Genomic DNA, 24,215 nt, shown 5'->3' on the forward strand with positions numbered 1-24,215 from the left:
CACCCGCCGCGAACTCCGTCACCCTTCGGCGATCACGTAGGCGACCGCGAATCCCCCGTCGTGGCTGAGCGACACGTGCCAGCGCTCCACACCCTGCTCCGCCGCCACCTCGGCGACCCGCCCGGTGACGCCGAGCACCGGCCGGCCGTGGGCGCCCGTCGTGATCTCGGCGTCCCGGTGGCCGAGGCCCGGTGGCGCGCCCAGCGCCTTGGCCACCGCCTCCTTCGCGGCGAACCGCGCGGCCAGGGACTCCACCGGCAGCCCTCGCTCGGCATCGGTGAACAGCCGGTCCCGTAGCCCGTGCGTCCGTTCCAGGGCGGCCCGCAGACGGGCGACGTCGACGATGTCCACCCCGATCCCCACGATCACCGGTCGGCCCCACGCTGCCGGAACGAGGTGGGGACGGGCGCCTGAACGGCGGGCGGCGGGCGGCGGATCACGCCCTCATTTTGCCGCACACCTGCCCCCCGGCAGACGTAGGAGGACTTCTCAGTAGAGTTTGCGCCTATGGAGGCACCCAACCCGTATGTCGAGCTCAGCCGCGAGCAATGGCGGAACCGGAGAAAGAACACGCCTCTGACCCTCACGGCCGACGAGCTGGAAGAGCTGCGCGGCGTCGACGACCCCATCGACCTGGCCGAGGTCACCGACATCTACCTTCCACTGACCCGGCTGCTCAACCTGCACTTCACCGGGGCGCGGCAGCGCAGCGCGGCGCTGAACACCTTCCTCGGCGACGACAGCGAGCCCCCGCCGTACATCCTCGGCATCGCGGGCAGCGTCGCGGTCGGCAAGTCCACCACGGCACGGTTGCTGCACACCCTGCTCGCCCGCTGGCCCGAGCACCCTCGGGTCGACCTGATCACCACCGACTCCTTCCTGTACCCCAACAAGGTGCTGGAGGAGCGCGGCATCACCGACCGCAAGGGCTTCCCCGAGAGCTACGACCGCCGGGCCCTGGTCCGCTTCGTCGCCGACGTGAAGGCCGGGGTGCCCGAGGTCCACGCGCCCATCTACAGCCACCTGGAGTACGACATCGTCCCAGGAACCGTGCAGACGGTGAGCCGGCCCGACATCCTGATCGTCGAGGGCCTGAACGTGCTCCAGCCCGCTCCTCCGGCGGCCCTGGCGGTCAACGACTACTTCGACTTCTCGATCTACGTCGACGCCAAGACCGAGGACATCCGGTCCTGGTACGTCGACCGGTTCCACAAGCTCCGCCGTACGGCCTTCGCCGACCCCAAGTCCTACTTCACCTACATCGCCGAACTGTCGGACGAGGAGGCGACCCGCTTCGCCAAGAACGTCTGGCGGGACGTCAACGAGCGCAACCTGGTGGAGAACATCGCCCCCACGCGTGGCCGCGCGGGCCTGGTCATGCACAAGGGCTCCGACCACTCCGTGCGCCGCATCCGGCTCCGGCGTACCTAGGATCGCCTCGTGCTCCACTTGCGGGTCATCTGCCCGGCCGACCGCAGCTCTGAACTGGTCGACCTCCTCACCGACGCCGGCGGCGTCACGAACGTCGTCGTGCTGCACGGCGCCGCCCACCGCCCGAAGGGCGATGTGGTGCTGTTCGATGTCGCGAGGGAGGCCGCGAACCAGATCATCGAGCGGCTGAAGGAGCTCGGGCTGGCCGAAGAGGGCTCGATCGCCATCGAGCGGGTCGACCTCTCCCTGTCCCGGGCCGCCGACACCGCCGAGGCCGAGGCGCCGGGCGCCCCCGACGATGCCGTGGTGTGGGAGGACCTTTCGACGCAGGTCTCGGCCGAGTGCCGGATCACCTGGGCCTACCTGGCGTTCCTCGCGATCGCCACGCAGATCGCGGCCATCGGCGTGCTGCTCCCCTCGATCATCCTGATCGTCGGCGGGATGGTGCTCGGGCCGGAGTTCGGCGCCGTGGCGGCCGTCTGCTTCGGCCTGCTCCGCCGTGACTGGCGCCTCATCACCCTGGCCGTCCGTACTTTGGTCATCGGATTCACGGTCGCCATCGCCGTCACCTGCGCTTGCGCTCTCGTCTCGCGCGGCCTCGGCTGGATCGGCCCCGAGAACCTCAACGGCCACACCGAGGTGGAGTTCATCGTCAAGCCCGACAAATGGTCGTTCATCATCGCGCTGCTCGCGGGCGCGGCCGGAGTGCTGTCCATCACGGCGGGCAAGTCGTCGGCCCTCGTCGGCGTCTTCATCTCGGTCACCACCGTCCCGGCGGCAGGCTACATCGCCATCGCCATCGCACTCGGCAAATGGGACGACGTGACCGGGTCGGTGGCGCAGCTCGCGGTCAACATCACCGGCATGGTGATCGCCGGCACGACCACGCTGTTGCTCCAGCGGTTCTTCTGGTCGAAGTACGGCCTGCGTATCGCCTCCCCCACCCCTCGGATGAGGGGGAATTCCTCCGTGTGAGGGAGGAACTCGGGTCGCGCGCTTGGATAGTGTCCGGACATGACCATCCTCGCCACCGAGGGACTCACCAAACGCTTTCCGCGGGTGACGGCGCTCGACCGCCTCACCGTCACCGCGGGGTCAGGCGTCACCGGCCTGGTCGGGGCGAACGGCGCGGGGAAGTCCACTCTCATCAAGATCCTGCTGGGGCTGCTGCCGCCGACCGAGGGAAGCGCCACGGTCCTCGGCCTGAACCCCGCGACCCAGGCCCTCGACATCCGGCGGGCCGTCGGCTACATGCCCGAGCACGACTGCCTCCCGCCCGACGTGTCCGCCACCGAGTTCACCGTCCACATGGCCCAGATGTCCGGCCTGCCGCGCAGCGCGGCGCGCGAGCGCGCCGCCGACACCCTGCGCCACGTCGGCCTGTACGAGGAGCGCTACCGTCCCATCGGCGGTTACTCCACCGGCATGCGGCAGCGGGTGAAACTGGCCCAGGCGCTGGTTCACGACCCACAGATGGTCTTCCTGGACGAGCCGACCAACGGCCTCGACCCCCAGGGCCGTGACGAGATGCTGGCCCTGATCCGCCGCATCGGCGCGGAGTTCGGCATCAGCGTGGTCGTCACCTCCCACCTGCTCGGCGAGCTCGAGAGGGTGTGCGACCACGTCATCGTCATCGACGGGGGGCGCCTGCTCCGCTCCTCCTCCATCGGGGAGTTCACGCAGGCGACCCAGTCGATCACCGTCGAGGTCGAGGAGGGGCAGCAACCCCTCGCCGATCGGCTCACGGCCGCGGGCCAGCAGGTCACGGTGCACGGGCGCCTGCTGACGGTCGCGGTCGCCTCTCCTGGCACCTTCGACATCGTCCGGGACGCGGTGTGCGACCTCGACCTGTGCCTGGTCCGGCTCGAACAGGGCCGCCACCGCATCGAGGACGTCTTCCGGGAGGAGATGGCGAATGTCTGAGCCCGTCCCCATGCCGGCCTCGGCACCCCAGGCGGCGCCCACGGGCGTCATCCACGACATCGGATACCGCCACTACGACGGCCCGCGGCTCGGTCGCGGCCACGCGCTGGCGGCGCTCACGCTGAACAGCCTGCGCGGCGTCTTCGGCATCGGCCGCACCGCCCGCGCCAAGATCATGCCGTTCCTGCTCGCCGCGGTCATGATGCTGCCGGCCGTCGTGTCGATCGCCGTGATGGCGATGATCAAGCAGCGGGCGCTGCCCTATCCGGCGTACGCCGGGACGATGCAGGCCGTCCTCGCCGTCTTCCTCGCCGCGCAGTCGCCCTACCTGGTGGCGCCCGACCTCCGGTTCCGCGTGCTGCCGCTCTACCTGTCGCGGCCGACCACGACGGGCGACTACGTCACGGCCAAGCTCGCCGCGATGGCGCTCGCCCTGTTCCTCCTGATCGCCGTGCCCCTGACCGTGCTGTTCGCCGGTGAGCTGCTGGTCGACCTGCCGGGCCCGCCGCAGACCTCCGACTACATCGCGGCGATGGTCACCGCCGTGATCTACGCGCTGCTGCTGGCCTCCATCGGGGTCGCGCTGGCCTCCTTCACGCCCCGGCGCGGGCTCGGTGTCGCCTCGGTCATCGCCGCCTACCTGCTGTCGTCGGCGATCTCCGCCGTGCTGGTCGGGGTCCTGATGTCGGTCAGCCGCGACAGCGCCGCCGCCTGGGCCTGGCTGATCAACCCGTTCTTCCTGGTCGACTCCGTGCAGGTGTGGCTGTTCGGGACCAGCCCCAACAACGGCGACGGCTACCCACCGGGGGCCGGCGGCCCGATCGCGGCCGTCGCCGTGGTCGTGCTGATCGCCATGTGCGTGGCCGCCCTCGTCCTCCGCTACCGCAAGGCGGCCGCATCGTGATCATCGAACTGGGGCAGGTCTCCCGCTGGTACGGCAACGTGGTGGCCGTCAACGACGTCACGATGACGGTCGGGCCCGGCGTCACGGGCCTGCTCGGCCCCAACGGCGCGGGCAAGTCCACCCTGCTGCACATGATGGCCGGCTTCCTCGCCCCCTCCACCGGCACCGCGACCCTCGACGGCGAACCGATCTGGCGCAACCACCAGATCTACCGCTCCATCGGGCTGGTCCCCGAGCGTGAGGCCGTCTACGGGTTCCTCACCGGCTGGCAGTTCGTGCTCTCCAGCGCCCGCCTGCACCGCCTGCCCTCCCCCGAGGACGCCGCCGCCAAGGCCCTGGCCATGGTCGAGATGGAGGACGCCAAGGACCGGCGCATCGAGACCTACTCCAAGGGCATGCGCCAGCGGGTCAAGGTCGCCGCCGCGCTCGTCCACGAGCCGCGGGTGCTGCTGCTCGACGAGCCGTTCAACGGCATGGACCCGCGCCAGCGCCTGCACCTGATGGACCTCGTCAGGGAACTGGGAGCCGCCGGTCGCACCATCCTGTTCAGCTCCCACATCCTGGAGGAGGTCGAACGGGTCGCCCAGCACATCGAGGTGCTGGTGGCGGGCCGCCACGCCGCCTCCGGCGACTTCCGCGAGATCCGCCGGCGCATGACCGACAGGCCGCACGTCTTCCGCGTGCGCTCCAGCGACGACCGGCGCCTGGCCGCCGCCCTGATCGCCGACGCCTCCTCCGGGTCGGTCTCCCTGGGCGAGGCCGGGCTGGAGGTCCAGGCGGTGGACTTCCGCAGGTTCACCTGGTCGCTGCCCCGCATCGCCCGCGACTCCGGGATCACCGTCTGGCAGGTCTCCCCCGCCGACGAGGACCTGGAGAGCGTCTTCTCCTACCTGATCTCCGGGAGCACCCGATGAGCTCTCCGTCCCCGGCGAACCTCGCCGCCTTCACCTCGGGGAGCATCCGATGAACTCCGTCGTCGCAGGAATCACCTACCGGGCCGTGCTCGGGCGCCGCAGGATCCTGCTGCTGATCCTGCTCCCTCTCGTGCTCATCGGCCTCGCCCTGCTGCTGCGGGCCGTGGGCAGCACCGACGAGAAGGCCACGATCACGCTCATGCAGGTCTACGCGATCGGGACCATGCTCCCGCTGCTCGGGCTGATCGCGGGCACGGGCACGATCGCTCCCGAGATCGACGACGGCACCATCATCCACCTGCTGTCCAAGCCGATCTCCCGGCCGGTGATCGCCACCACCAAGTTCCTGGTGGCGGCCTCGATGCTCGCCGTCTTCGCCGCCGTCCCGACGTTCGTCGCCGCGTACCTGCTCGTCCGCGACGAGGCCGGCATCGCGTCCGGCTTCGCACTGGGCGCGCTGATCGGCGGCATCGCGTACGCGGCGGTGTTCCTGCTCCTCGGCGTCGTCACGCGGCACGCCGTGACCGTCGGCATCATCTACGCGGTGGTGTGGGAGAACCTCGTCGGCGGCTACGTGCCGGGGGCGCGGAACTTCTCCATCCAGCAGTGGGCGCAGACCTTCGCCGCCGAGATCAGCACCTCCGGGTTCTTCAAGCCCTCCGTCGGCATGGGCTTCGCCGTCCCCGCCGTGCTGATCGTGACCATCGGCTCGGTCATCTGGGCCGGCCAGCGCCTTCGCTCCCTGTCCCTGACCGGCGACGAGTAGCCCGCCACGGCGGGCCGCTCCAAGCCCGGCGGCTCTGGCGGTTCAGCGACTCTGGGGCTCACAGGATCTGGCGGTTCAGCGACTCTGGGGCTCAGCGGCGGAACATCAGGCGGATGCAGACGCCGATCGCGATGCAGCCGATGGAGAACACCATCAGCACCATCGAGGTGACGAAGCCGAGCGCCCAGAGGCCGTTGCCGTCTGGGTGGGGCGTCACGCCGTCCCAGATGGCCACGAGCGGTTGCGGAACGGAGAACGGCACGAGAACCGCCACGGCGCTCCTGACCGACACGGCCACCCCAAGGACCACGCCGCCGAGCAGGACCGCGGCGCACATCCAGGGATACATCAGCGAGCGGAAGAAGTCCCCGTCCGTGCCGCTGACCGACAGGACCCACGTCGAGATCGCCCCTGCCACGAGGGAGATGACGGCGATCAACTGGTGCCTGTGCCTGTGAACCACGAGCAGTCACCCTAAATCACATCGTCGGCCTGGCGATCCCTGCTTGCGGTGCTTGATGGCATATGTGGCCAAGCTGTGCACCCGGGCGGGGAGATCCGAACGCGGAAAGGCGGGGTCCTCGGTGCGAGGACCCCGCCTTGCGGTGCGTGGATCATGCTGTCCGGGCTCAGGCTCGTACGGCCCGGTTCCGGTTACGACCCAGGCGTACGGCCCGGCTCGAGTACGACCCGGGCTCGTACGGACGATCTCAGGCGCAGACCGTACGGACGACGTCGGCCAGCTTGTTGGCGATGAGCTCGGCCTCCTGCTGGGACTCGGCCTCGACCATCACGCGGACCATCGGCTCGGTGCCGCTCGGACGGATGAGCACCCGTCCCGTGTCACCGAGCGACTTCTCGGCGGCGCTGACGGCGGAGGCGAGATCCGGCGAGGTCGCCGCCTTCGCCTTGGAGACGTCACGGACGTTCACCAGCACCTGGGGAAGCCGGGTCATGACCGATGCCAGGTCGTCCAGAGAACGGCCGGTACGTGCCACTTCCGCGAGCAGGTGCAGTGAGGTGAGCAGCCCGTCACCCGTGGTGGCGTGGTCGAGCATCACGACGTGGCCCGACTGCTCGCCGCCCAGGTTGAACCCCCCGGCCTTCATGGCCTCAAGGACGTAACGGTCACCGACGGCCGTCTCCACCATGGTCAGCCCGGCCTTCTTCAATGCGATCTTGAAGCCGAGGTTGGACATGATGGTGGCGACGACGGTGTCCTTCACCAAAGTGCCGCTGGAGTGCATCGCCAGCGCCAGGACGGCCATGATCTGGTCGCCGTCGACGACCTCTCCCGAGGACGTCACGGCGAGGCAGCGGTCGGCGTCACCGTCGTAGGCGATGCCCGCGTCGGCCCCGCGCTCCAGGACCGCCTCGCGCAACGCTCCAAGATGGGTCGAACCGACCCCCTCGTTGATGTTGAGGCCGTCCGGCGAGGCGCCGATCGTCTCGACGACGGCCCCCGCACGCAGCAGCGCCTCGGGCGCGACCATGTGGGCGGCGCCGTGCGCGCAGTCGACGACCAGCCGCAGGCCGTCCAGACGCCCGGGGACGGTCGTCAGGACGTGGGAGACGTAACGGTCGGCCTCGCCGAACGCGTCACGCACCCGGCCGACGGCCGGGCCCACCGGGCGGTTCCACTTCTCCCCGAGCCGCTGCTCGATGTCGTTCTCCACCGCGTCGGGCAGCTTGAAGCCGCCGCGGGTGAAGAACTTGATCCCGTTGTCCGGAGCGGGGTTGTGGGACGCGGAAAGCATGACCCCGAGGTCGGCTCCGAGAGCAGAGGTCAAGAAGGCGACGGCCGGGGTGGGCAGCACGCCGAGGCGTAGCACGTCCACTCCAGACGACGCGAGGCCGGCGACGACCGCGGCCTCGAGAAACTCTCCCGAGGCGCGCGGGTCCCGGCCCACGACGGCGACCGGGCGGCCACGCCGCCCGACGCTCGACTCGAAGGCGCCGGCATCCCCGAGGACATGAGCGGCCGCGACCGAAAGGTCCATGGCCAACTCGGCCGTGAGGTCGCGACCCGCGACCCCACGAACCCCGTCGGTGCCGAAAAGCCGACCCGTCAACGCTTGCTGTACTGCGGAGCCTTACGGGCCTTCTTGAGACCGGCCTTCTTCCGCTCCGTCTCACGGGAGTCACGGGTGAGGAAGCCGGCCTTCTTCAGCGGCGCGCGGTTGACCTCGACGTCCAGCGCGGTGAGCGCGCGGGCGAGGCCCATGCGCACGGCGCCGGCCTGGCCGGTCACGCCGCCACCGTCGATGCGGACGAAGACGTCGAACTGGTCCTCCGCGCCGATCGTCACGAAGGGCTCGTTGACGATCTGCTGGTGGACCTTGTTCGGGAAGTAGTTCTCCAGCGTGCGACCCTCGATGGTCCACTTGCCGGTGCCCGGCGTGATGCGCACCCGGGCGATCGCTTCCTTGCGACGGCCCGTGCCGTACGAGTTGCCCGTGGTGATGGGCTTACGCGCGGGGACGTCACTGCTGGGAGCGGACTCGCTGGTGTACTCGGACGGGAACTCCTCGGGGGAGTTGTCCGCAATGTCCAGCTCGCCCTCGATGGGCGTCTCGACACCGGTGGGCTCGGCCACGGTTCTCCTCTAACTTTCGATCTCGACGTCAGCTGTCGGCCAACGGTGTGCGACTACTGGGCGATCTGGGTGATCTCGTACTGCACCGGCTGCTGCGCCAGGTGCGGGTGCTCGGAACCGGCGTAGACCTTGAGCTTCTTGGCCATCTTGCGACCAAGGGAGTTCTTGGGGAGCATGCCCTTCACGGCCTTCTCCACAGCCCGGTCCGGACGCTTCTCCATGAGCTCCCGGTAGGAGACGGCGCGCAGACCGCCCGGGTAGCCCGAGTGGCGGTACGCCTTCTTCTGCTCCAGCTTGTTGCCGGTCAGGGCCACCTTGTCGGCGTTGATGACGATGACGAAGTCACCGGTGTCGACATGCGGCGCGAAGATCGGCTTGTGCTTACCGCGGAGCAGCGTCGCGACCTGGGTGGCCAGCCGACCCAGCACGACGTCGGTGGCGTCGATGACGTACCACTGACGCTGTACGTCGGTGGACTTAGGGGTGAACGTGCGCACGGTGGTAAGCCTTCTGTCGGGTGACATCTCTCGGTAGGTCGTGGGCGGGCGCACGACAAGGCCCAGACCTTCCGTCTCCACGAGCAGGGAGATGACGCCGGACGCGCCGCGCCTCGGTCACAAGGGACCGATCGCACACAACGAATCAGCAGACTACCGGTCGTGACAGGCGTGGGTCAAAACGAAGCACCGACGCTGGAACGTCACACCGGATCCGCGAGACGAGTCTACTGTGCGACCAGACCAATGGCTCAACGAAAACCAGTCCCCCGCGTCTCTTCATTAACATGAGCCGACCTCTCTATATTTGGCAGCGGTATGTGTCAGCCCCCTTACCCCAGGAAAACCCAATGGTTCCCCCGTCGGCGAACCCACGTGGGTCTCCTGGCATGCCTCACGGCCGCCCTGCTCGCGGCGCTCGTGGTGTCGGGGCTCGAAACCCCCAAGACCGCCGACGAGATCTACCTCTCCCCTCGCACGCCTGCTCCCAAGCCGGCCCGTGTCCTCGCCGCGCCCGAGCCCCTCGCCAAGCGGCCCGCGCTCGGCCACGTGGCGAAACCGCCCACCCGCGTCAAGAGCGAGACCGAGCCGCGCTCGACCACCTCGGTCGCCAAGAAGCGAAGCTCCATCGACGGGTTCTCATCGACACTGCCCCCTGGCACCAGCGTGGGCACGGCCAGCGGCGCCGACGAGGCAGGGACGGAGGACCAGGACGCTCCTCCTACCGGCGACCTGGAGGCCATGGCCGTCGACCTCACCAACAGGGAGCGCATGCGCAAGGGGTGCGCCCCGCTGCGCGTCGACCTCCGGCTGGCCCGTTCGGCACGCGCCCACAGCAGGGACATGGCCGCCAAGAACTACTTCGGCCACACCTCCCGCGATGGCCTTAGCCCCTGGGACCGCATGGCCAGGGCGGGATACTCCAACAGCGCCGCGGAGAACATCGCCCGCGGCTACCAGTCGGCGGACGAGGCCGTACGCGGCTGGATGGCCAATACCGGTCATCGCCGCAATATCCTGAACTGCCAGATCACGACCGTTGGCGTGGGGGTCGCCTACGGTTCGGGTGACACATGGTGGACGCAGGACTTCGGCTATTCCTGACCTGTTATGTCGCGGCGCCGAGTTAGTCTCAAGCGCATGGGTTACCCCGGGGATCAACAGCCACGCCGTCAGCCTTACCGCCCGTACGAAACACCTCAGCCCACCGGTGAGAACCGGCCCGAGGCGCCGCACGAGCAGGCCGGCGAGTCGGCGTCGTGGCCGCCCGTGGAGGAACGCGACCCGGGCCGGCGGCCATGGTCCCGCGCCGACGACGGCCGCAAGCGACCGCAGGCCAATCCCTTCGCCGTCACCGGGCACGAAGGCGTGGTCGACCCGATCATCAGCGGCGGCACCCCACCCTCCCGCGCCGGCAGGTCGGCGTCTGGCGCCGGCACACCGGGTCCGGGTACATCGGGCCTGAGTACGTCAGGTGCGGGCACATCGGGCCCGGGAACGTCGCCCTCAGGCGCGGGAGACCCGGCGTTCGGCATGGGCCAGAGTTTCGGCAACCGGGCCGCGAGCGGCGACCGGCCTCCGCCCGGGTACCCCTCGTTCAACAGTGGCCCGGCGTTCGACGGCGGGGGCCGCACGTACGGCCGCGACCGCTCAGGCAACGCGGGCGGCACGCACGGGAGCGATCCAGCCTCCGGCGGCAACCGGCCGCCCGAAGCGCGGCAGACGCCGTCACACCCCCTCGAAGAACCGAGCCACCGCCCCTTCGAGACACCACAACAGCCCTCGAATCGTCCTTTCGAGACACCGCACCCCTCGAACCGGCCCTTCGAGACACCACAGCAACCCGCGAGCCGTCCCTTCGAAGCCCCGCAACAGCCTCAGAGCCGCCCCTTCGAGGCCCCGCAAGCGCAAGGCCGCGCCTTCGAGACGCCATCACAACCGCGGAACCGGCCCTTCGAGGCACCGCAACCGCCCCAGAGCCGTCCCTTCGAAGCCCCGCAGCCCCCCTTCGAGACACCGCAGCAGTCCCGAAGCGGTTCGTTCGAGGCGCCGCGGCAACCGGAGAACCGGCCTTTCGAGGCGTCACCACAGTCCGAGGGCCCTCGGTCACAGGGACGCTCGTTCGAGGAACGGGGAGGCGGCGGCCGGTCCACCGAGGCCCGCGCAGACGTGCCCCGGCCGCCCATGGAGCGGCGAAGGCGCGAGCCGGAGCCCGCAGGGCGTTCCCGGGCTTCGATGTACATCACCGGTGGTCTCATCGCCGTCCTCCTCTCGGTCGGCGTGGGCATCGTGGTGGTGAACCGCGAGCCCGATCCCGTCGGCCAGGTGAGCAAGCCCGCCCCCACGGTCTCTCGCCCGCCCGAGCAGGTGCCCTTGGTCGGCAGCCCCAACGACAAGTTCGGCTTCACGGCGTCCCGGAAGACCGATCCGCAGCCGCTGACCCTCAAGGAACTGTTCGGCCACAAGAAGGTGACCGCGCGCGGCCGTTCGTACCTCATGACCGTGCGGCGGGTGGACAAGAAGTGCAAGGACGCCGTCCACGGCACGGCCATGCAGAAGGCGATGACCACGGGTGGGTGCACGCAGTTCCTGCGCGCCAGCTTCCGCGACGGCCCCGGGAAGCTGATCGGCACGGTCGGCGTCGCCAACCTGAAGGACGCGGCCTCGGCGAGGAAGGCGGCCAAGACGGGCACGGGCGGCGAGCTGGAGGACTATGTCAACCCGCTCCAGGGCAAGGACTCGGCGACCAAACTGCTCGGCAGCGGCGGCGACTCCTACGCCACCGCGTGGACACAGGGCCACTATCTGGTCCTGCTCTGGTTCCAGTACAAGGACGGGCACAAGCCGTCCAAGACGGAGCTGAGGAACCTCAACCGAGCCGCCGTCGACATCACCGAGGCCAGCGTCTTCTCCGCCCTGGACACCCGAGCCCTAACCGGCGCCCGAGGCAACTGACCCCCACCTCCCATCTCCCGACGCACCCCCCGCGGAACAGACCTTCGTGAGCGAACCCTCGTGGCAGACCACGCGGGGGGTGGACGCGCGGTAGATCTCATGAGGGGTAGACCCTGCGGTAGATCCTTGTGACCGCTGAGGCGTGGGTGTCGGGGGTGCGGGTTTCTGTGGTCGTCTTCGGCCTTGGGTTCTGTCTCCCTGCGGAGAGCCGGAGCCGCCGTTCAGAACCCGCGGGTCTCCTCGGCCACGGGCCCTGTGCCTGACGAGGGATGCCCCTTTCGTCGGTCTTCAAATCTTCTTATAAACGTTGATAACCGGACAAACCGGTTGGTGAACTAGACCAGGAAACGCCCATAGCGGTATGCCGATCTCCGACTGTGGATACGCTTCCGCCTATGCGTGGCCAGGATTCCGGATCCGAGCACGAACGCGAGACCGAGAGCTCGGGGGCTCCGCCGATGCCACCCCCAAGCTTCGGGCAGGCGCACAAGCACGTGCCACGGACCGAGCAGAGCGTTACGGACCCCGCCTCCACCAAGGAGACGCCGTGGTTCCAAGACGCGTCCACTGACCAGCCGAAGCGCCCTGGGCCTGCCGGCGGTCCAGGTGTCGACCCGTGGGAGCCTGCCGAGCGTTTTCCCACCGAATACGACTGGTTCGGGGGCATCGACGATCTGGATCAGACCAATAAACACCGATCCCTCCTCGATCCCCCGAAGTCCGGCGACCCCCGCCGACCGTCCGCCCCACTGCCCGACCACCCCTACGACCGCACCACCCCCACCCGAAACCCGAACTTCTCCAGCGGCCTGACCAGCGCAAATCCCACGACCGACCCAGCCGGCACCGGCCCTTCCCCCCGACCAAGCGGTACGAACCCTTCGGACGGACCCGGCCGTACGGGACCCTCGGGCGGCCTGAGCGGTACGACCCCCTCAAGCGGACCCACCGGCGCAGCACCCTTCGGCGGCCCAGGCAACACGAACTCTGCGGGCGGACCCGGCCGTACGGGACCCTCGGGCGGCCTGAGCGGTACGACCCCTTCGAGCGGGTCGGGCGGTGCGGGATCCTTCGGTGGTCCGGGCGGTACGGATCCTTCGCGTGGACTGAGCACGCCGGGGTCTTCCGGGGGATCGGGTGGTACGGCTCCTTCGGATGATCTGCGCGGTGCGCAGTCTTCCCGTGGGCTGAGTACCGCAGGGCCCTCTGGCGGCCTGAGTGATGCGGATCGAGTAAGAGGTAAGGGCTTCTCGGGCCTGAGCGATGCCGGGTCCGCCGATCGGATGAGCGGTAGAGGTTCTTCGGGGCTGAGCGACGCAGGCTCCCCCGACCGGATGAGCGGTAAGAGCTTTTCTGGGCTGAGCGACGCGGGGTCCTCTGACCGGATGACTGGTAGGGCTGCTTCCGGTGGCGTGAGTGATGCCGGCCCGCAGAGGTCCGAGCCCACTGGAGACCCGAAGTCCGGGCAAGGGGCATCGAGCGCCCCGGGCGCTCCGTCCTGGCGGCCACCCGCGTACAACACCCCTTTCGAGATGCAAGTCTGGCCCGCGCCGGTCGTCCTGCCTCCGGAAGCGCCTCCCGCTGAGCCGCTCACCCCTCTGGAGACCCCACAAGACGCCCCGTGGACTCCCCACGACGCCCCGACCGCGGGACAGAACGCTCCCTGGGCACCACAAAACGCTCCTTCGGTCCCACAAGACACCCCGTGGACTCCCCACGGCGCCCCCGCCGCTGGACCAAACGCACCAGGGGCACCGCAAGACACTCCATGGACTCCCCACAGCGCCCCCACCGCTGGACCAAACGCTCCCGCGGCACCGCAAGACACTCCATGGACTCCCCACGGCGCCTCCACCATCGGACAGAACACACCCGCTGCGCCACAGGACGCTCCGTGGACTCCCCACGGCGCTCCCGCCGCTGGACCAAACGCACCCGCGGCACCGCAAGACGCCCCGTGGACTCCTCGTGACGCCCTATCGGCACCACAAGACGCCGCGCCCTGGAAGCCCGACGCTGCTCCAAGCGATGCGCCTTGGACTCGGGAGCAGGAGCCGTCCGGTGCCTCGAAGGACGCTTCTCCGACCCCGCAGGACGTCTCCCCTGCTCCGCATGACGTCTTGGGTGTGAGTCCGGGGTCATTCGAAGAACCGCCGACTACTCGGACCCGGCCCGCCGACTACCTCTCACGTCGGGACATCCCGGTCTGGCCGCCTTCCCCGGCCTCAGACGAGTCCCAGCAGGACAGGGCGGAAGGACAGCGCCCAGGTAGCGCACCGCTCCCGGGCGAGACCGGCGGCTCGTCGTCGATGAGTGGCACGCGGGGGGCCGAACAGCCCGGGTCATCCCCGGCCCCCCCAGCTCCGTCACCACGGCCGGCTCCCCCCGGCCCAGGACAATCTCCGTCCACCCCCACCCCGGGCCCCGGACCATCACCCTCGGTCCCCACCCCCGGCGCAGGACCGTCACCGTCCACCCCCACTCCCGGCCCAGGCCCATCACCCTCGGTTCCCGCCCCTGGCCCAGGACCGTCACCGTCCAGCCCCACCCCCGGCCCGGGACCATCCCCTTCGATCCCCGCCCCCGGCCCAGGACCGTCCCCATCGGTTCCGGCTCCCTCGCCTCCTCCGGCACCCACGCCGTCCGTACCGGCACCGCGCCCGTCCGCGCCTGCCGCTATGGGGTCCACGGACACCCCGGCGCCTCCCGTCCCTCGCTCCCAAGGCTCCCCAGGAGCGGGGCCATCCGATCCATCCCGGCCGTCCGGACCACACCAGCCATCCGGGTCGTCCGGACCGTCCGGGTCCTTTGGATCATCCGGACCGTCCGCGTCCTCTGGATCAGCTGGATCTTCTGGGTCCGGGTCGTCCGAGTCGTCCGGGTCATCCCGGTCCGGGTCTCCTGGGGGCAGTGGGTCATCTGGGGGGTCTGCGTCTTCTGGTGGGTCTGGTGGCGCTGGGTCATCTGGGCCGTCCGACCGGCACACCATGCCGCTCATCCACCGCTCTCAGGCCGGGCCTCCACCCAAGAGCGGCGCTCCTCGCACTCCCACGCCGCCCCGCGGTATTCCGCTCCCTCCAGCGCCGGTGACCTTGCCACCTGTGGCAGGCCCATCGGCCGCGGGCTCAGGCGGCTCTCCTAGCGGCCCTGGCACGTCACCAACCGGCTCGGCTACGTGGGCAGGCGATCCCCCCACCTCCCCGAACCGGCCGTCCACGCCGGCGCCCGGCACCCCCGGCTCCCCGATGGGTCAATCGGGCACAGGAACCGGATCGTCGGCACCAGGGACCGATCCCTCAAAGAGCGGTTCCGCCACGACGCGATCGTCGATGCCGGGGTCCAAGTCGTCCGGACTCTCCAAGTCGGGACCGGCGCCCGGCACGCCGCTTCCCCCCGCGCCGCTGACCAGCGACGCGCTCTCTCCGAGATTGCCGGGATCTCCCACCGGCTTGACCTCCTCACCGGGATCGAGGGGCGGTCTTCCTCCGGCACCGGCTCCAGGGACTCCGCTCCCGCCGGCGCCCCGGAGCCTCTCGCCCCTGGCACCTCCGCCATTCCCCACCCCATCCCTGCCGGGCTCGCCATCGTCCAACCCATCCACCCCGGGGTCCCCGTCGTCCAACCCATCCACCCCGGGCTCGCCCTCGTCCAACCCGTCCACCCCAGGCTCGCCTCCGTCCAGCCCGTCCACCCCCGGGGCGCCTTCGTCCAGCCCGTCCACCCCCGGGGCGCCTTCATCCCCTCCGGGTTACCCCTCGCTCAGCGGGTCCAAGACCGGCGGCGCTCCGTCCCCGTCCTCTCCGCTGGGGACGTCCACCCCCTCGACGTCCGGAGTCTCCGCACCCGGGCCATCCCCCTCCGTAACCTCCACGCCCGGAGCCGTCAACTTCGCAACGTCCACCCCGCAAACGCTGGCATCCGGAATATCCGGAATGCCGCCGGCTGGCGTATCAGGAGCGCCCGGTACCCCGCCCTCTGGGATCTCCGCGCTGGGGACGTCCGCACTAGGCACCTCCGCTCCCAGCGCGTTCAACGCTGAGCGGCCGGCGGCCGGGCCTGTGGTCGAGCGGGCGCCGTTCGTACCTCCGGGCGCCACGCCGCCGGATGCCCCTGGTACCGGTTCCACGAAGCCCACTTCAGGCTCGTCGAAGAGAGTCGTGCTGGCCGCCGGGGTGGCCGTGGCCATCGCGGCCATCGGCACGGCCGGGTACTTCGGTTACCAGTCCTACAGCGAGAGCAACGCGCCGGTGAGCCTGCCGCAGCCCATTCCCTCCGTGGACTCCCAGTTGCCCGAGCCGACCGAGTCCGTCTCCGCCGAGCCGACGCCCGTGACGACGAACGTCCTCGACTCCGAGCGGACCGATCCGAAGAAGCTCACGCTCAAGGAGGCGTTCGCCCAGCAGCGCGTGACCGTCGGAAGGCGCGCCTACACCCGGACCAAGGTCGACATCACCGGCCAGTGCGACAAGGTGGCCGTGGGCACGTTCGCCAGCGCCCTCAAGCGTCAGAAGTGCACTCGGGTGCTGAGGGCGACCTACGTCGACAACAAGCGGCGTTACGCGGTCACGACAGGGATCGCCGTGTTCCCCACCAAGGAAGCGGCGGTCGCGGCGGACAAGAGGAAGAACCTGGCGAAGACCGTGTGGTTCCGGGGACTCGCGGGTGGGGCGGGAACCGGCGCCGACAAGGCCGACATCTCGGGCGGCTACGCCGCCGGCCTCGTCTGGGGCCGGTACATCGTCTTCAGCTTCGCGACCTACAGCGACGGCCACACGCCGACCAGTAAGGAGAAGGATCTCGGACCGGTCAGCGGAGCATTCCGCGACCACACGGCCAAGGTGATCGAAAAGCGCGTCACCGACTGACCTTGGCCGTTGATCACACCCTCGACCACCGCCCGAACTCACCACGGCCGAACTCACGATCAACTGCGGCGGGGGGTGGGAGGGGGTTCGGCCAGTACTTCAGAGCACGAACGCCATCCCCACCGGCCGAGCCCACCAATGGTCGAAGGACCTTCAGAGCACGAATGCCATCCCCACCGGCCGAACCAGATGGTCGGAGGGCGGTCAGAGCACGAATGCCATCCCCACCCGCCAAGCCCACCAATGATCGAAGGACCTTCAGAGCACGAATGCCATCCCCACCGGCCGAGCCAGATGGTCGGAGGGCGGTCAGTGGTTGAGGGTGCGGAAGCGGCGGGTCAGTTGGGCGCGGCGGGTCAGTTCGCCGGGTTCGGGGTAGCGGACCTCTTCGAGGCACAGGCCGTGGGCCGGGGCGACGTTCACGCCGGCGTCTCGTACGGCGTTGGCCAGTACCTCTCGCGGCCATTCGACAGGCCGCTGCCGTTCGCCGACGGCCAGCAGCGAGCCGACGAGGGCACGCACCATGGAGTGGCAGAAAGCGTCCGCGATCACGGTCGCCACGAGGACCCCGTCGGCGCCCCGCACCCACTCCAGGCGCTGAAGCTCCCGGATCGTCGTCGCGCCGTCCCGTTTCTTGCAGAACGCGGCGAAGTCGTGCTCCCCCAGCAGACGCGAGGCGGCCTCGTTCATCTTGTCCATGTCAAGGGGACGTGGATACCAGAGGATCTCTCTCCTGCGGAGCGGGTCCGCTCCGCCAAGGGCGTCGTGCACCCGATAGGCGTACCGCCGGAAGAGAGCCGAGAAGCGGGCGTCGAAGCCCTCAGGAGCCTCTGTGACGGCGTGAACCCGTACATCTGGCGGCAGAACACCCGCCAGGCGCCGCATGAGCGCGGAGAGGCGCTCAGCCATGCTCATGGGCTCACGCCCGCCCCTGCGCCCTTCGACGGCCTTCAACGCCTCGGAGGGCAGGTCCACGTGAGCCACCTGCCCGCGGGCGTGCACTCCCGCGTCCGTACGCCCGGCGACGGTCAGCGTGGGAACGGGGTCGAGGCGGAGGATGCGGCCGAGCGCCGCTTCGAGCTCTCCCTGGACGGTACGCCGCCCGGGCTGGCGCGCCCAGCCGGAGAAATCCGTGCCTTCGTAAGCCAGGTCCAGCCGGAACCGCGTCGTGCCCGACCCTGCGGTGATCCCCGCACCGGCGGCCTGACCACCGGTCGCGCGCACGGCCGGCTGGACCCCCGTGGTCACGGGCGCATCCGTCCCGGTCCCATGCGGGACCGTCCCCGTTCCCGCCGTCTCGGGCCCATCCGTCCGGGTCCCATGCGGGGCCGTCCCCGTTCCCGCCGTCTCGGGCCCATCCGTCCCGGTCGCGCGCACGGCCGACCCCGCCGCCGTCTCGGGCGTACGTGCGGCGGTGTTCGTCCCCGTCGTCTCGGACACGTCGGCTCCCTTCTCGCCAACGCGAAGGGCCCAGCACACCGGTCAGTGCGCTGGGCCCGTTCACGATCTTCAACAGCCGGGAAGGAGAGATCCCGGCGCTACCACCGCGAGATCAGGCCTCGTCCTTCTTGGACTCGGTCTTCTTCTCGTCCGCGGGAGCCTCGTCCGCGGAGGCCTCGTCCGCAGGCGCCTCGTCGACCGGGGTCGCGTCGGCCGGGGCCTTGTCGGTCTCGGTCGCGGGCACGTCGTCCTCAGGAAGCTCGACGACCTCCTGGGCGGGCGCGGCCGTGGCGGCGGGCGTCGTACGGGACACGCTGACGGCGTTCAGCGGCTCCGCCACCAGCTCGATCAGCGCCATGGGGGCGTTGTCGCCCTTACGGGGGCCGAGCTTGGTGATGCGGGTGTAGCCACCGGGACGCTCGGCGAAGGTCGGAGCGATCTCGGTGAACAGGTGGTGGACGACGCCCTTGTCCTTGACCACGGCCAGGACCTGGCGACGGTTGTGGATGTCGCCCTTCTTGGCCTTGGTGATCAGGCGCTCGGCCACCGGCCGGAGGCGCCTGGCCTTGGTCACAGTGGTGCGGATGCGCCCGTGCTGGAACAGCTGGGTGGCGAGGTTCGCCAGGATCAGCCGCTCGTGAGCCGGGCTTCCACCAAGACGTGCGCCCTTGGCTGGCTTGGGCATGGTCGTTCTCCTTTGGGATAACCCGCTCCGGCCGTATCAGGTACCGGAGTCGGGCCGGGAGCCTCGGGCGAGGCTCCCGTTGACAGAAATGCGGTGAAGCGGGCCGGAGCCGATCAGTACTGCTCGGTCTCCACGTAACGGGCGTCGTCGTCGTCGTAGTCGCCACCGGCGACGGCCGTCGGGTCGAATCCGGGCGGGGAGTCCTTGAGGGCCAGCGTCATCTCGTGGAGCTTCTGCTTGACCTCTTCGATGGACTTGGCGCCGAAATTCCTTATATCGAGAAGATCCTGCTCGCTGCGCGCGACGAGCTCGCCCACCGTGTGGATGCCCTCGCGCTTGAGGCAGTTGTAGGAACGAACGGTGAGGTTCAGCTCCTCGATCGGCAGCGCCAGGTCGGCGGCCAGGGCCGCGTCCGTCGGCGACGGGCCGATGTCGATGCCCTCGGCCTCGACGTTGAGCTCGCGGGCCAGGCCGAACAGCTCGACCAGGGTCTTGCCGGCGGAGGCCACCGCGTCGCGGGGCTTCATCGACGGCTTGGTCTCGACGTCCAGGATCAGACGGTCGAAGTCGGTGCGCTGCTCGACTCGGGTGGCCTCGACCTTGTAGGTCACCTTGAGCACCGGGCTGTAGATCGAGTCGACGGGAACGCGACCGATCTCCTGGCCGGGCTGCTTGTTCTGAGCGGCGGAGACGTAGCCGCGACCGCGCTCGACGGTCAGCTCCATCTCCAGCTTGGCCTTGCCGTTCAGCGTGGCGATGTGCAGGTCGGGGTTGTGCACCTCGACACCCGCCGGAGGCGCGATGTCGGCGGCGGTGACCTCTCCCGGGCCCTGCTTGCGGAGGTACATCACGACCGGCTCGTCGTGCTCGGACGAGACGACCAGCGCCTTGAGGTTCAGGATGATGTCGGTGACGTCTTCCTTGACCCCGGGCACGGTCGAGAACTCGTGCAGCACGCCCTCGATGCGGATGCTCGTGACCGCCGCCCCCGGGATGGAGGACAGCAGCGTGCGGCGCAGAGAGTTACCGATGGTGTAGCCGAAGCCGGGCTCCAGCGGCTCGATGACGAACCGGGACCGGGTCTCCTCGATCGACTCTTCGACGAGGGATGGACGCTGTGCGATCAGCATGTGGGTTCTCCCCTGGGTTCCGCGGGGCCCGCTATTTGACCACCGCGACGATGTTCTTCACTGCCGGGGCCGCACGACCCTCCGAAGAAGACGTGCAGCCCCTGAACAGACTATGCGAGCTGCTACTTGGAGTAGAGCTCGACGATCAACTGCTCCTGGACCTGGGTGTCGATCTGCTGACGGACCGGGAGCTGGTGCACGAGGACACGCAGCTTGTCCGGAACGACGCCGAGCCAGGCCGGGACGGTGCGGTCGGCCGTGGTGGCGCGAGCCACTTCGTACGGCATCAGGTTGCGCGACTTCTCGCGGACCTCGACGATGTCGTGCTCACGGACGCGGTAGGACGGGATGTCGACCTTCTTGCCGTTGACCAGGAAGTGGCCGTGGCGGACCTGCTGGCGGGCGGCGTCACGCGACACGGCGAGGCCGGCGCGGAAGACGACGTTGTCCAGACGGGTCTCCAGGATCTGGAGAAGGTTCTCACCGGTCTTGCCGGTGCGACGGTTGGCTTCCTCGTAGTAGTTGTGGAACTGCTTCTCGAGGATGCCGTAGATGCGGCGGGTCTTCTGCTTCTCACGAAGCTGGAGCTGGTACTCAGACTCCTTGGGACGGCCGCGACCGTGCTCACCCGGGGGGTAAGGACGGATCTCGATGGGGCACTTGGGGGACTCACACTTGGCGCCCTTGAGGAAGAGCTTGGTCTTCTCTCGGCGGCAGAGCTTGCAGTCCGCTCCGGTGTAACGAGCCATTTCTCTATATCTCCTGGGCCTCAGACGCGGCGGCGCTTGGGCGGACGGCAACCATTGTGCGGAACAGGGGTGACGTCCTGGATGGAACCCACCTCCAGGCCGGTGGCCTGGAGGGACCGGATGGCGGTCTCGCGACCGGAGCCGGGGCCCTTGACGAAGACGTCGACCTTACGCATGCCGTGCTCCATGGCACGACGCGCGGCGTTCTCGGCGGCCATCTGCGCGGCGAACGGCGTGGACTTGCGGGAGCCCTTGAAGCCGACATGGCCGGCGCTGGCCCAGGCGATCACGTTCCCGGTCGGGTCGGTGATCGAAACGATGGTGTTGTTGAACGTGCTCTTGATGTGGGCGTGCCCGTGAGCGATGTTCTTCTTTTCCTTGCGGCGCACCTTTTTCGGTGCACCCTGGCGGCTCTTCGGAGGCATGTAGCGCTATCTCCTGAGGTGGTCGGTCCTGCTGCGTGGACGGGGCGCGGCTTCGGGCTCTGCCTAGGGCCCGGCTCGGCCCCCCGTCGCGGACTACTTCTTGCCGGGCTTCTTCTTGCCGGCCACGGTCTTCTTCTTGCCCTTGCGGGTGCGCGCGTTGGTCTGCGTACGCTGACCGTGCACGGGAAGACCGCGGCGGTGTCGGATGCCCTGGTAGCAGCCGATTTCAATCTTGCGGCGGATGTCGGCCTGCACTTCGCGACGGAGGTCACCCTCGATCTTGAAGGTGGCCTCGATGTAGTCACGCAGCGGCACCAACTCGGTGTCGGACAGCTGGTGGACGCGAAGGTCCCCGCTGATCCCCGTGACGCTCAGCACTTCCTGAGCGCGGCTGCGGCCGATTCCGTAGATGTAGGTGAGAGCGATCTCCAGCCGCTTGTCGCGGGGGAGGTCGACGCCAACCAGGCGAGCCATGGTCGGGCATTCTCCTTCGTGTGGCGGAGGTCCTGCGCTCCACTACCCCTCCCCATGCCCGGGGTGAGGGCCCCGGCCTCCGACCGGGGGTCGCCCACGTGGTTCGGCGTGAAGCCGCCTTCGTGGGTGTGGTGCGCGATTACATTTGTCCGGGTCGTGCCCGCCTCGCCCGCTAGTGGCTCGGCCGGCCCTCCCGGGCCGCGATCAGCCCTGGCGCTGCTTGTGGCGCAGGTTGTCGCAGATCACCATGACGCGACCGTGCCGGCGGATCACCTTGCACTTGTCGCAGATCTTCTTGACGCTCGGCTTGACCTTCATAGTCCCTGTCGTTCCTCAGACGGCCCGCCCGCCGGCTCGTAGGTCTAATGTCGCGGCTCGCATCGCGCGGGCCGGACGGTTCTTCCTCGAGGCCGGAAAGGAGGCTTACTTGTATCGGTAGACGATCCGCCCACGACTGAGGTCGTAGGGGCTCAGTTCAACGACAACCCTGTCGTCGGGGAGGATCCGGATGTAGTGCATCCGCATCCGTCCGCTGATGTGGGCCAGGACCTTATGGCCGTTGTCGAGTTGCACCCGGAACATCGCGTTCGGGAGCGACTCAACCACAGTGCCCTCGATCTCGATGGCGCCGTCCTTCTTGGCCATGTCCCTCGCGTTTCACTGATCGGTCGTCTGAGGTGATCGGAACACTACGCAGCCGCGACCTAGAGCACGTGAGAGAGCGGCGACATCTGGGATCGCCGAACGCGCAATGGTCATAGTGAACCGACAAAGGAGTGTACGACAACCGGCGAGGAATTGCGAAACGCCTGGCGCTTGTCTGGACACAACCGACCACTAGCGTACCTCAGACCGGCGGCGTCGCGGGATCCCCCGCCGGACACCTTCGGGCTCGGAACCGCATCCCCCGCCGGACACCTTCGAGCCGGAGCCGCATCCCCCGCCGGACGCCTTCGGGCCGGAGCCGTCGGCGACGCGGGGAAGCGGGGACGCGCCCACCCCGGACTCGGTACCGCCGATACCGGTCCAGGGTGAGCGCGTGCTCAAGGGCGCGCTCGCACGCGCGCCGTCATGGGGGTGACACGTGGGAGCCCGGCGTACGGGACGCCGGGCGCGCGTCGAGCGGTCATGGGGTACGCCCGGCCCGCGGCCCATGGCGCCCCCTAACCGCTGTTGTCCGATAAAGATCACTTACCCGGCAACAAGCCGGGAAACTGCCATGAGTGGTAAAGGCTGCGTCCAATGCCCGTGAACACGAGAAGAGCGGGCGCCCCCCTTAGGAGCGCCCGCTCGTTGCTTCCCCCGCGCCCCCTCCCCCTCGCTGGGTAGGGACGGCACACGATTACCGGGGTGGCGTCGGCTCAGAAGCCGCGCCGGTACCAGTTGCCCCAGTCGTAGTCTCGGCCGTGGCCCTCGCCGACCCGGAAGGCGAAGGAGTCGAAGCCCTCGCTCTTGCGGAAGCCGCCGTACCGGTTGACGTTGAACTCACCATGAGACTTGAAGATCTTGTGGTGGAAGCCGCGGTCGTCGTGCCAGCGGAACTCGAGGTAGTTGTAGTCGCGGTTGCGGTCGTCGTCGCGGTCGAACACGTGACCGGAGAAGTAGTAACGGCCGCCGAACTTCTCCCAGTAGCCCTTGAAGTAGGAGCGGTCTCCCCTGTTCTCGCCACGGCCGAAGTCGGAGTAGCGGATGGGGAAGAAGTGGCGCGAGCTCTGCGCCTCGGTGGCCGAGGTGACGCCGGCCGAGTCGGTCGTCGACGCCTGGGCGGCGGGAGCCGCGGCCAGACCTGCCGCCAGCGAACCGGCGAGGGCGGTGCCAGCGAGCAGTTTGCGAATGTTTCGCACGGTTTTCCTCCTGTGAGCGAGCGTCCCCGGGATGAGGACGGATTCCCCGTGCCGGACGAGCTTTGCTTGGTGCTACTCGTTCCGGACACCGCTCACGTTAGGGAGACCGAGCGGTCCTTTCTGCGTACGAATACGCACTCAGGGCCGAGAGTGCATTACTACACAGAAGGGAGGTTCAGCCTTTCTGGCCGTGGTTCTTCGATCCCAGCCCGAAGAACGTGCTCACCAGCAGAATCGCCCCCCATGGGCCCGCGACCCACATTGGCCAGAAGTATCCGCCAAAATCGGTCATAGCCCAGATAACCGAGCACACTGCCGTCGCGGCGGCCCATGACCCCCAAGCGGCCTTGATGCCCTGCTCGGCGTTGCTCTGCCCATCGAGCTTCGCGGGGGGCTGGGCCGTCGCGGCAGGCTGGTGCAGGTCGATGTCGGGCAGGTCGGCCGTCAGCTTCTGCAGATCGCCGAATGTCCTGCCCTGGTACACCTGCTCCAGGCGCTCGTTGAACTCGTCCATGGTGAGCCGGCCCTGGGCGCAGTGCTCGCGGAGAGCGGCCGCGACCCTGTCCCGGTCGCCGTCGGACGCCCTCATATCCGGTGTCGCCGCCATCGTCCTCAAC

24 protein-coding genes are annotated in these 24,215 nt (G+C 69.1%); 9 read left to right on the top strand and 15 right to left on the bottom strand.

The genetic code is table 11. The features are described 5' to 3' along the window. Positions 1–18: 18 nt before the first annotated feature. Positions 19–369, bottom strand: a complete 351-nt coding sequence (locus ABD810_RS37055; RefSeq protein WP_344952154.1) for a holo-ACP synthase — start codon at positions 367–369, stop codon at positions 19–21. A 138-nt stretch (positions 370–507) separates the two neighbouring features. Here ABD810_RS37055 and coaA point away from each other — a divergent pair, with 138 nt between their 5' ends. The 6 genes from coaA to ABD810_RS37085 are packed head-to-tail and all read left to right on the top strand — an operon-like array spanning position 508 to position 5,938. Next, positions 508–1,431, top strand: a complete 924-nt coding sequence (gene coaA, locus ABD810_RS37060; RefSeq protein WP_344952157.1) for a type I pantothenate kinase — start codon at positions 508–510, stop codon at positions 1,429–1,431. 9 nt (positions 1,432–1,440) lie between these two features. Then, positions 1,441–2,406: a DUF389 domain-containing protein gene (locus ABD810_RS37065; protein ID WP_344952160.1), complete on the top strand. Its 966-nt coding sequence runs from the start codon at positions 1,441–1,443 to the stop codon at positions 2,404–2,406. A 39-nt stretch (positions 2,407–2,445) separates the two neighbouring features. Next, the gene (locus ABD810_RS37070) at positions 2,446–3,354 is read left to right on the top strand and encodes an ABC transporter ATP-binding protein (RefSeq protein WP_344952163.1); all 909 of its coding nucleotides are present in this window, start codon (positions 2,446–2,448) and stop codon (positions 3,352–3,354) included. Then, complete coding sequence (locus tag ABD810_RS37075; protein ID WP_344952166.1) at positions 3,347–4,258, top strand: ABC transporter permease; 912 nt, start codon at positions 3,347–3,349, stop codon at positions 4,256–4,258. The genes ABD810_RS37070 and ABD810_RS37075 overlap by 8 nt, the downstream gene beginning before the upstream one ends. Next, complete coding sequence (locus ABD810_RS37080; RefSeq protein ID WP_344952169.1) at positions 4,255–5,172, top strand: ABC transporter ATP-binding protein; 918 nt, start codon at positions 4,255–4,257, stop codon at positions 5,170–5,172. The genes ABD810_RS37075 and ABD810_RS37080 overlap by 4 nt, the downstream gene beginning before the upstream one ends. A 49-nt stretch (positions 5,173–5,221) precedes the next feature. Beyond that, positions 5,222–5,938, top strand: a complete 717-nt coding sequence (locus ABD810_RS37085; RefSeq protein WP_344952172.1) for an ABC transporter permease — start codon at positions 5,222–5,224, stop codon at positions 5,936–5,938. Positions 5,939–6,029: 91 nt separating this feature from the next. Here the strand turns inward: ABD810_RS37085 and ABD810_RS37090 are convergent, their stop codons facing one another. The 4 genes from ABD810_RS37090 to rplM all read right to left on the bottom strand — a co-directional run bounded on the left by ABD810_RS37090 (position 6,030) and on the right by rplM (position 9,031). Continuing rightward, a complete protein-coding gene (locus ABD810_RS37090) occupies positions 6,030–6,401 on the bottom strand; it encodes a hypothetical protein (RefSeq protein WP_344952174.1) in 372 nt (123 codons plus the stop codon). A 247-nt stretch (positions 6,402–6,648) separates the two neighbouring features. Further along, positions 6,649–8,010, bottom strand: coding sequence for a phosphoglucosamine mutase (glmM, locus tag ABD810_RS37095; RefSeq protein WP_344952177.1), 1,362 nt, complete (start codon positions 8,008–8,010; stop codon positions 6,649–6,651). After that, complete coding sequence (gene rpsI, locus ABD810_RS37100; protein WP_344952180.1) at positions 8,007–8,534, bottom strand: 30S ribosomal protein S9; 528 nt, start codon at positions 8,532–8,534, stop codon at positions 8,007–8,009. Before rpsI ends, glmM begins: the two co-directional genes overlap by 4 nt. 53 nt (positions 8,535–8,587) lie before the next feature. Continuing rightward, positions 8,588–9,031: a 50S ribosomal protein L13 gene (gene rplM, locus ABD810_RS37105; RefSeq protein WP_344952183.1), complete on the bottom strand. Its 444-nt coding sequence runs from the start codon at positions 9,029–9,031 to the stop codon at positions 8,588–8,590. Positions 9,032–9,406: 375 nt separating this feature from the next. Here rplM and ABD810_RS37110 point away from each other — a divergent pair, with 375 nt between their 5' ends. The 3 genes from ABD810_RS37110 to ABD810_RS37120 all read left to right on the top strand — a co-directional run bounded on the left by ABD810_RS37110 (position 9,407) and on the right by ABD810_RS37120 (position 16,851). Then, positions 9,407–10,135, top strand: coding sequence for a CAP domain-containing protein (locus ABD810_RS37110; RefSeq protein ID WP_344952186.1), 729 nt, complete (start codon positions 9,407–9,409; stop codon positions 10,133–10,135). Between the two features lie 1,080 nt (positions 10,136–11,215). Continuing rightward, on the top strand, positions 11,216–11,986 hold the full coding sequence (locus tag ABD810_RS37115) for a hypothetical protein (protein ID WP_344952189.1): 771 nt from the start codon (positions 11,216–11,218) through the stop codon (positions 11,984–11,986). 4,157 nt (positions 11,987–16,143) lie between these two features. After that, positions 16,144–16,851 (top strand): hypothetical protein, encoded by a 708-nt coding sequence (locus tag ABD810_RS37120; RefSeq protein WP_344952193.1) that lies wholly within the window; start codon positions 16,144–16,146, stop codon positions 16,849–16,851. Between the two features lie 309 nt (positions 16,852–17,160). Here the strand turns inward: ABD810_RS37120 and truA are convergent, their stop codons facing one another. The 10 genes from truA to ABD810_RS37170 form a co-directional block, all read right to left on the bottom strand. Beyond that, a complete protein-coding gene (gene truA / locus ABD810_RS37125; RefSeq protein WP_425567035.1) occupies positions 17,161–18,075 on the bottom strand; it encodes a tRNA pseudouridine(38-40) synthase TruA in 915 nt (304 codons plus the stop codon). Between the two features lie 328 nt (positions 18,076–18,403). After that, complete coding sequence (gene rplQ, locus ABD810_RS37130) at positions 18,404–18,976, bottom strand: 50S ribosomal protein L17 (protein ID WP_344952196.1); 573 nt, start codon at positions 18,974–18,976, stop codon at positions 18,404–18,406. A 113-nt stretch (positions 18,977–19,089) separates the two neighbouring features. Beyond that, on the bottom strand, positions 19,090–20,106 hold the full coding sequence (locus ABD810_RS37135; protein ID WP_344952199.1) for a DNA-directed RNA polymerase subunit alpha: 1,017 nt from the start codon (positions 20,104–20,106) through the stop codon (positions 19,090–19,092). Positions 20,107–20,228: 122 nt separating this feature from the next. After that, positions 20,229–20,855 carry a 30S ribosomal protein S4 gene (gene rpsD / locus ABD810_RS37140; protein WP_344952202.1) on the bottom strand — a complete coding sequence of 209 codons (627 nt, stop codon included), beginning with the start codon at positions 20,853–20,855 and terminating at the stop codon, positions 20,229–20,231. 20 nt (positions 20,856–20,875) lie between these two features. Then, on the bottom strand, positions 20,876–21,280 hold the full coding sequence (gene rpsK / locus ABD810_RS37145) for a 30S ribosomal protein S11 (RefSeq protein ID WP_248964969.1): 405 nt from the start codon (positions 21,278–21,280) through the stop codon (positions 20,876–20,878). Positions 21,281–21,373: 93 nt separating this feature from the next. After that, positions 21,374–21,754, bottom strand: a complete 381-nt coding sequence (gene rpsM, locus ABD810_RS37150) for a 30S ribosomal protein S13 (RefSeq protein ID WP_262849274.1) — start codon at positions 21,752–21,754, stop codon at positions 21,374–21,376. 204 nt (positions 21,755–21,958) lie between these two features. Next, a complete protein-coding gene (rpmJ, locus tag ABD810_RS37155) occupies positions 21,959–22,072 on the bottom strand; it encodes a 50S ribosomal protein L36 (protein ID WP_003956441.1) in 114 nt (37 codons plus the stop codon). A gap of 105 nt (positions 22,073–22,177) precedes the next feature. Continuing rightward, positions 22,178–22,399 carry a translation initiation factor IF-1 gene (infA, locus tag ABD810_RS37160; RefSeq protein ID WP_012887858.1) on the bottom strand — a complete coding sequence of 74 codons (222 nt, stop codon included), beginning with the start codon at positions 22,397–22,399 and terminating at the stop codon, positions 22,178–22,180. Between the two features lie 716 nt (positions 22,400–23,115). Next, positions 23,116–23,598, bottom strand: a complete 483-nt coding sequence (locus ABD810_RS37165) for a hypothetical protein (protein ID WP_344952211.1) — start codon at positions 23,596–23,598, stop codon at positions 23,116–23,118. Between the two features lie 175 nt (positions 23,599–23,773). Then, the gene (locus tag ABD810_RS37170) at positions 23,774–24,205 is read right to left on the bottom strand and encodes a DUF1707 SHOCT-like domain-containing protein (RefSeq protein WP_344952214.1); all 432 of its coding nucleotides are present in this window, start codon (positions 24,203–24,205) and stop codon (positions 23,774–23,776) included. Between the last annotated feature and the right edge of the window lie 10 nt (positions 24,206–24,215).

The organism is Sphaerisporangium flaviroseum, assembly GCF_039537005.1.
GTDB classification, from domain to species: Bacteria; Actinomycetota; Actinomycetes; order Streptosporangiales; family Streptosporangiaceae; genus Sphaerisporangium; species Sphaerisporangium flaviroseum.

Coding starts and splice junctions, on each gene's coding strand:
- coaA (WP_344952157.1), top strand. CDS start 508: ATGGAGGCACCCAACCCGTATGTCGAGCTCAGCCGCGAGCAATGGCGG.
- ABD810_RS37070 (WP_344952163.1), top strand. CDS start 2,446: ATGACCATCCTCGCCACCGAGGGACTCACCAAACGCTTTCCGCGGGTG.
- ABD810_RS37075 (WP_344952166.1), top strand. CDS start 3,347: ATGTCTGAGCCCGTCCCCATGCCGGCCTCGGCACCCCAGGCGGCGCCC.
- ABD810_RS37085 (WP_344952172.1), top strand. CDS start 5,222: ATGAACTCCGTCGTCGCAGGAATCACCTACCGGGCCGTGCTCGGGCGC.
- ABD810_RS37115 (WP_344952189.1), top strand. CDS start 11,216: ATGGAGCGGCGAAGGCGCGAGCCGGAGCCCGCAGGGCGTTCCCGGGCT.
- rplQ (WP_344952196.1), bottom strand. CDS start 18,976: ATGCCCAAGCCAGCCAAGGGCGCACGTCTTGGTGGAAGCCCGGCTCAC.
- ABD810_RS37135 (WP_344952199.1), bottom strand. CDS start 20,106: ATGCTGATCGCACAGCGTCCATCCCTCGTCGAAGAGTCGATCGAGGAG.
- rpsD (WP_344952202.1), bottom strand. CDS start 20,855: ATGGCTCGTTACACCGGAGCGGACTGCAAGCTCTGCCGCCGAGAGAAG.
- rpsK (WP_248964969.1), bottom strand. CDS start 21,280: ATGCCTCCGAAGAGCCGCCAGGGTGCACCGAAAAAGGTGCGCCGCAAG.
- rpsM (WP_262849274.1), bottom strand. CDS start 21,754: ATGGCTCGCCTGGTTGGCGTCGACCTCCCCCGCGACAAGCGGCTGGAG.
- rpmJ (WP_003956441.1), bottom strand. CDS start 22,072: ATGAAGGTCAAGCCGAGCGTCAAGAAGATCTGCGACAAGTGCAAGGTG.
- infA (WP_012887858.1), bottom strand. CDS start 22,399: ATGGCCAAGAAGGACGGCGCCATCGAGATCGAGGGCACTGTGGTTGAG.
- ABD810_RS37170 (WP_344952214.1), bottom strand. CDS start 24,205: ATGGCGGCGACACCGGATATGAGGGCGTCCGACGGCGACCGGGACAGG.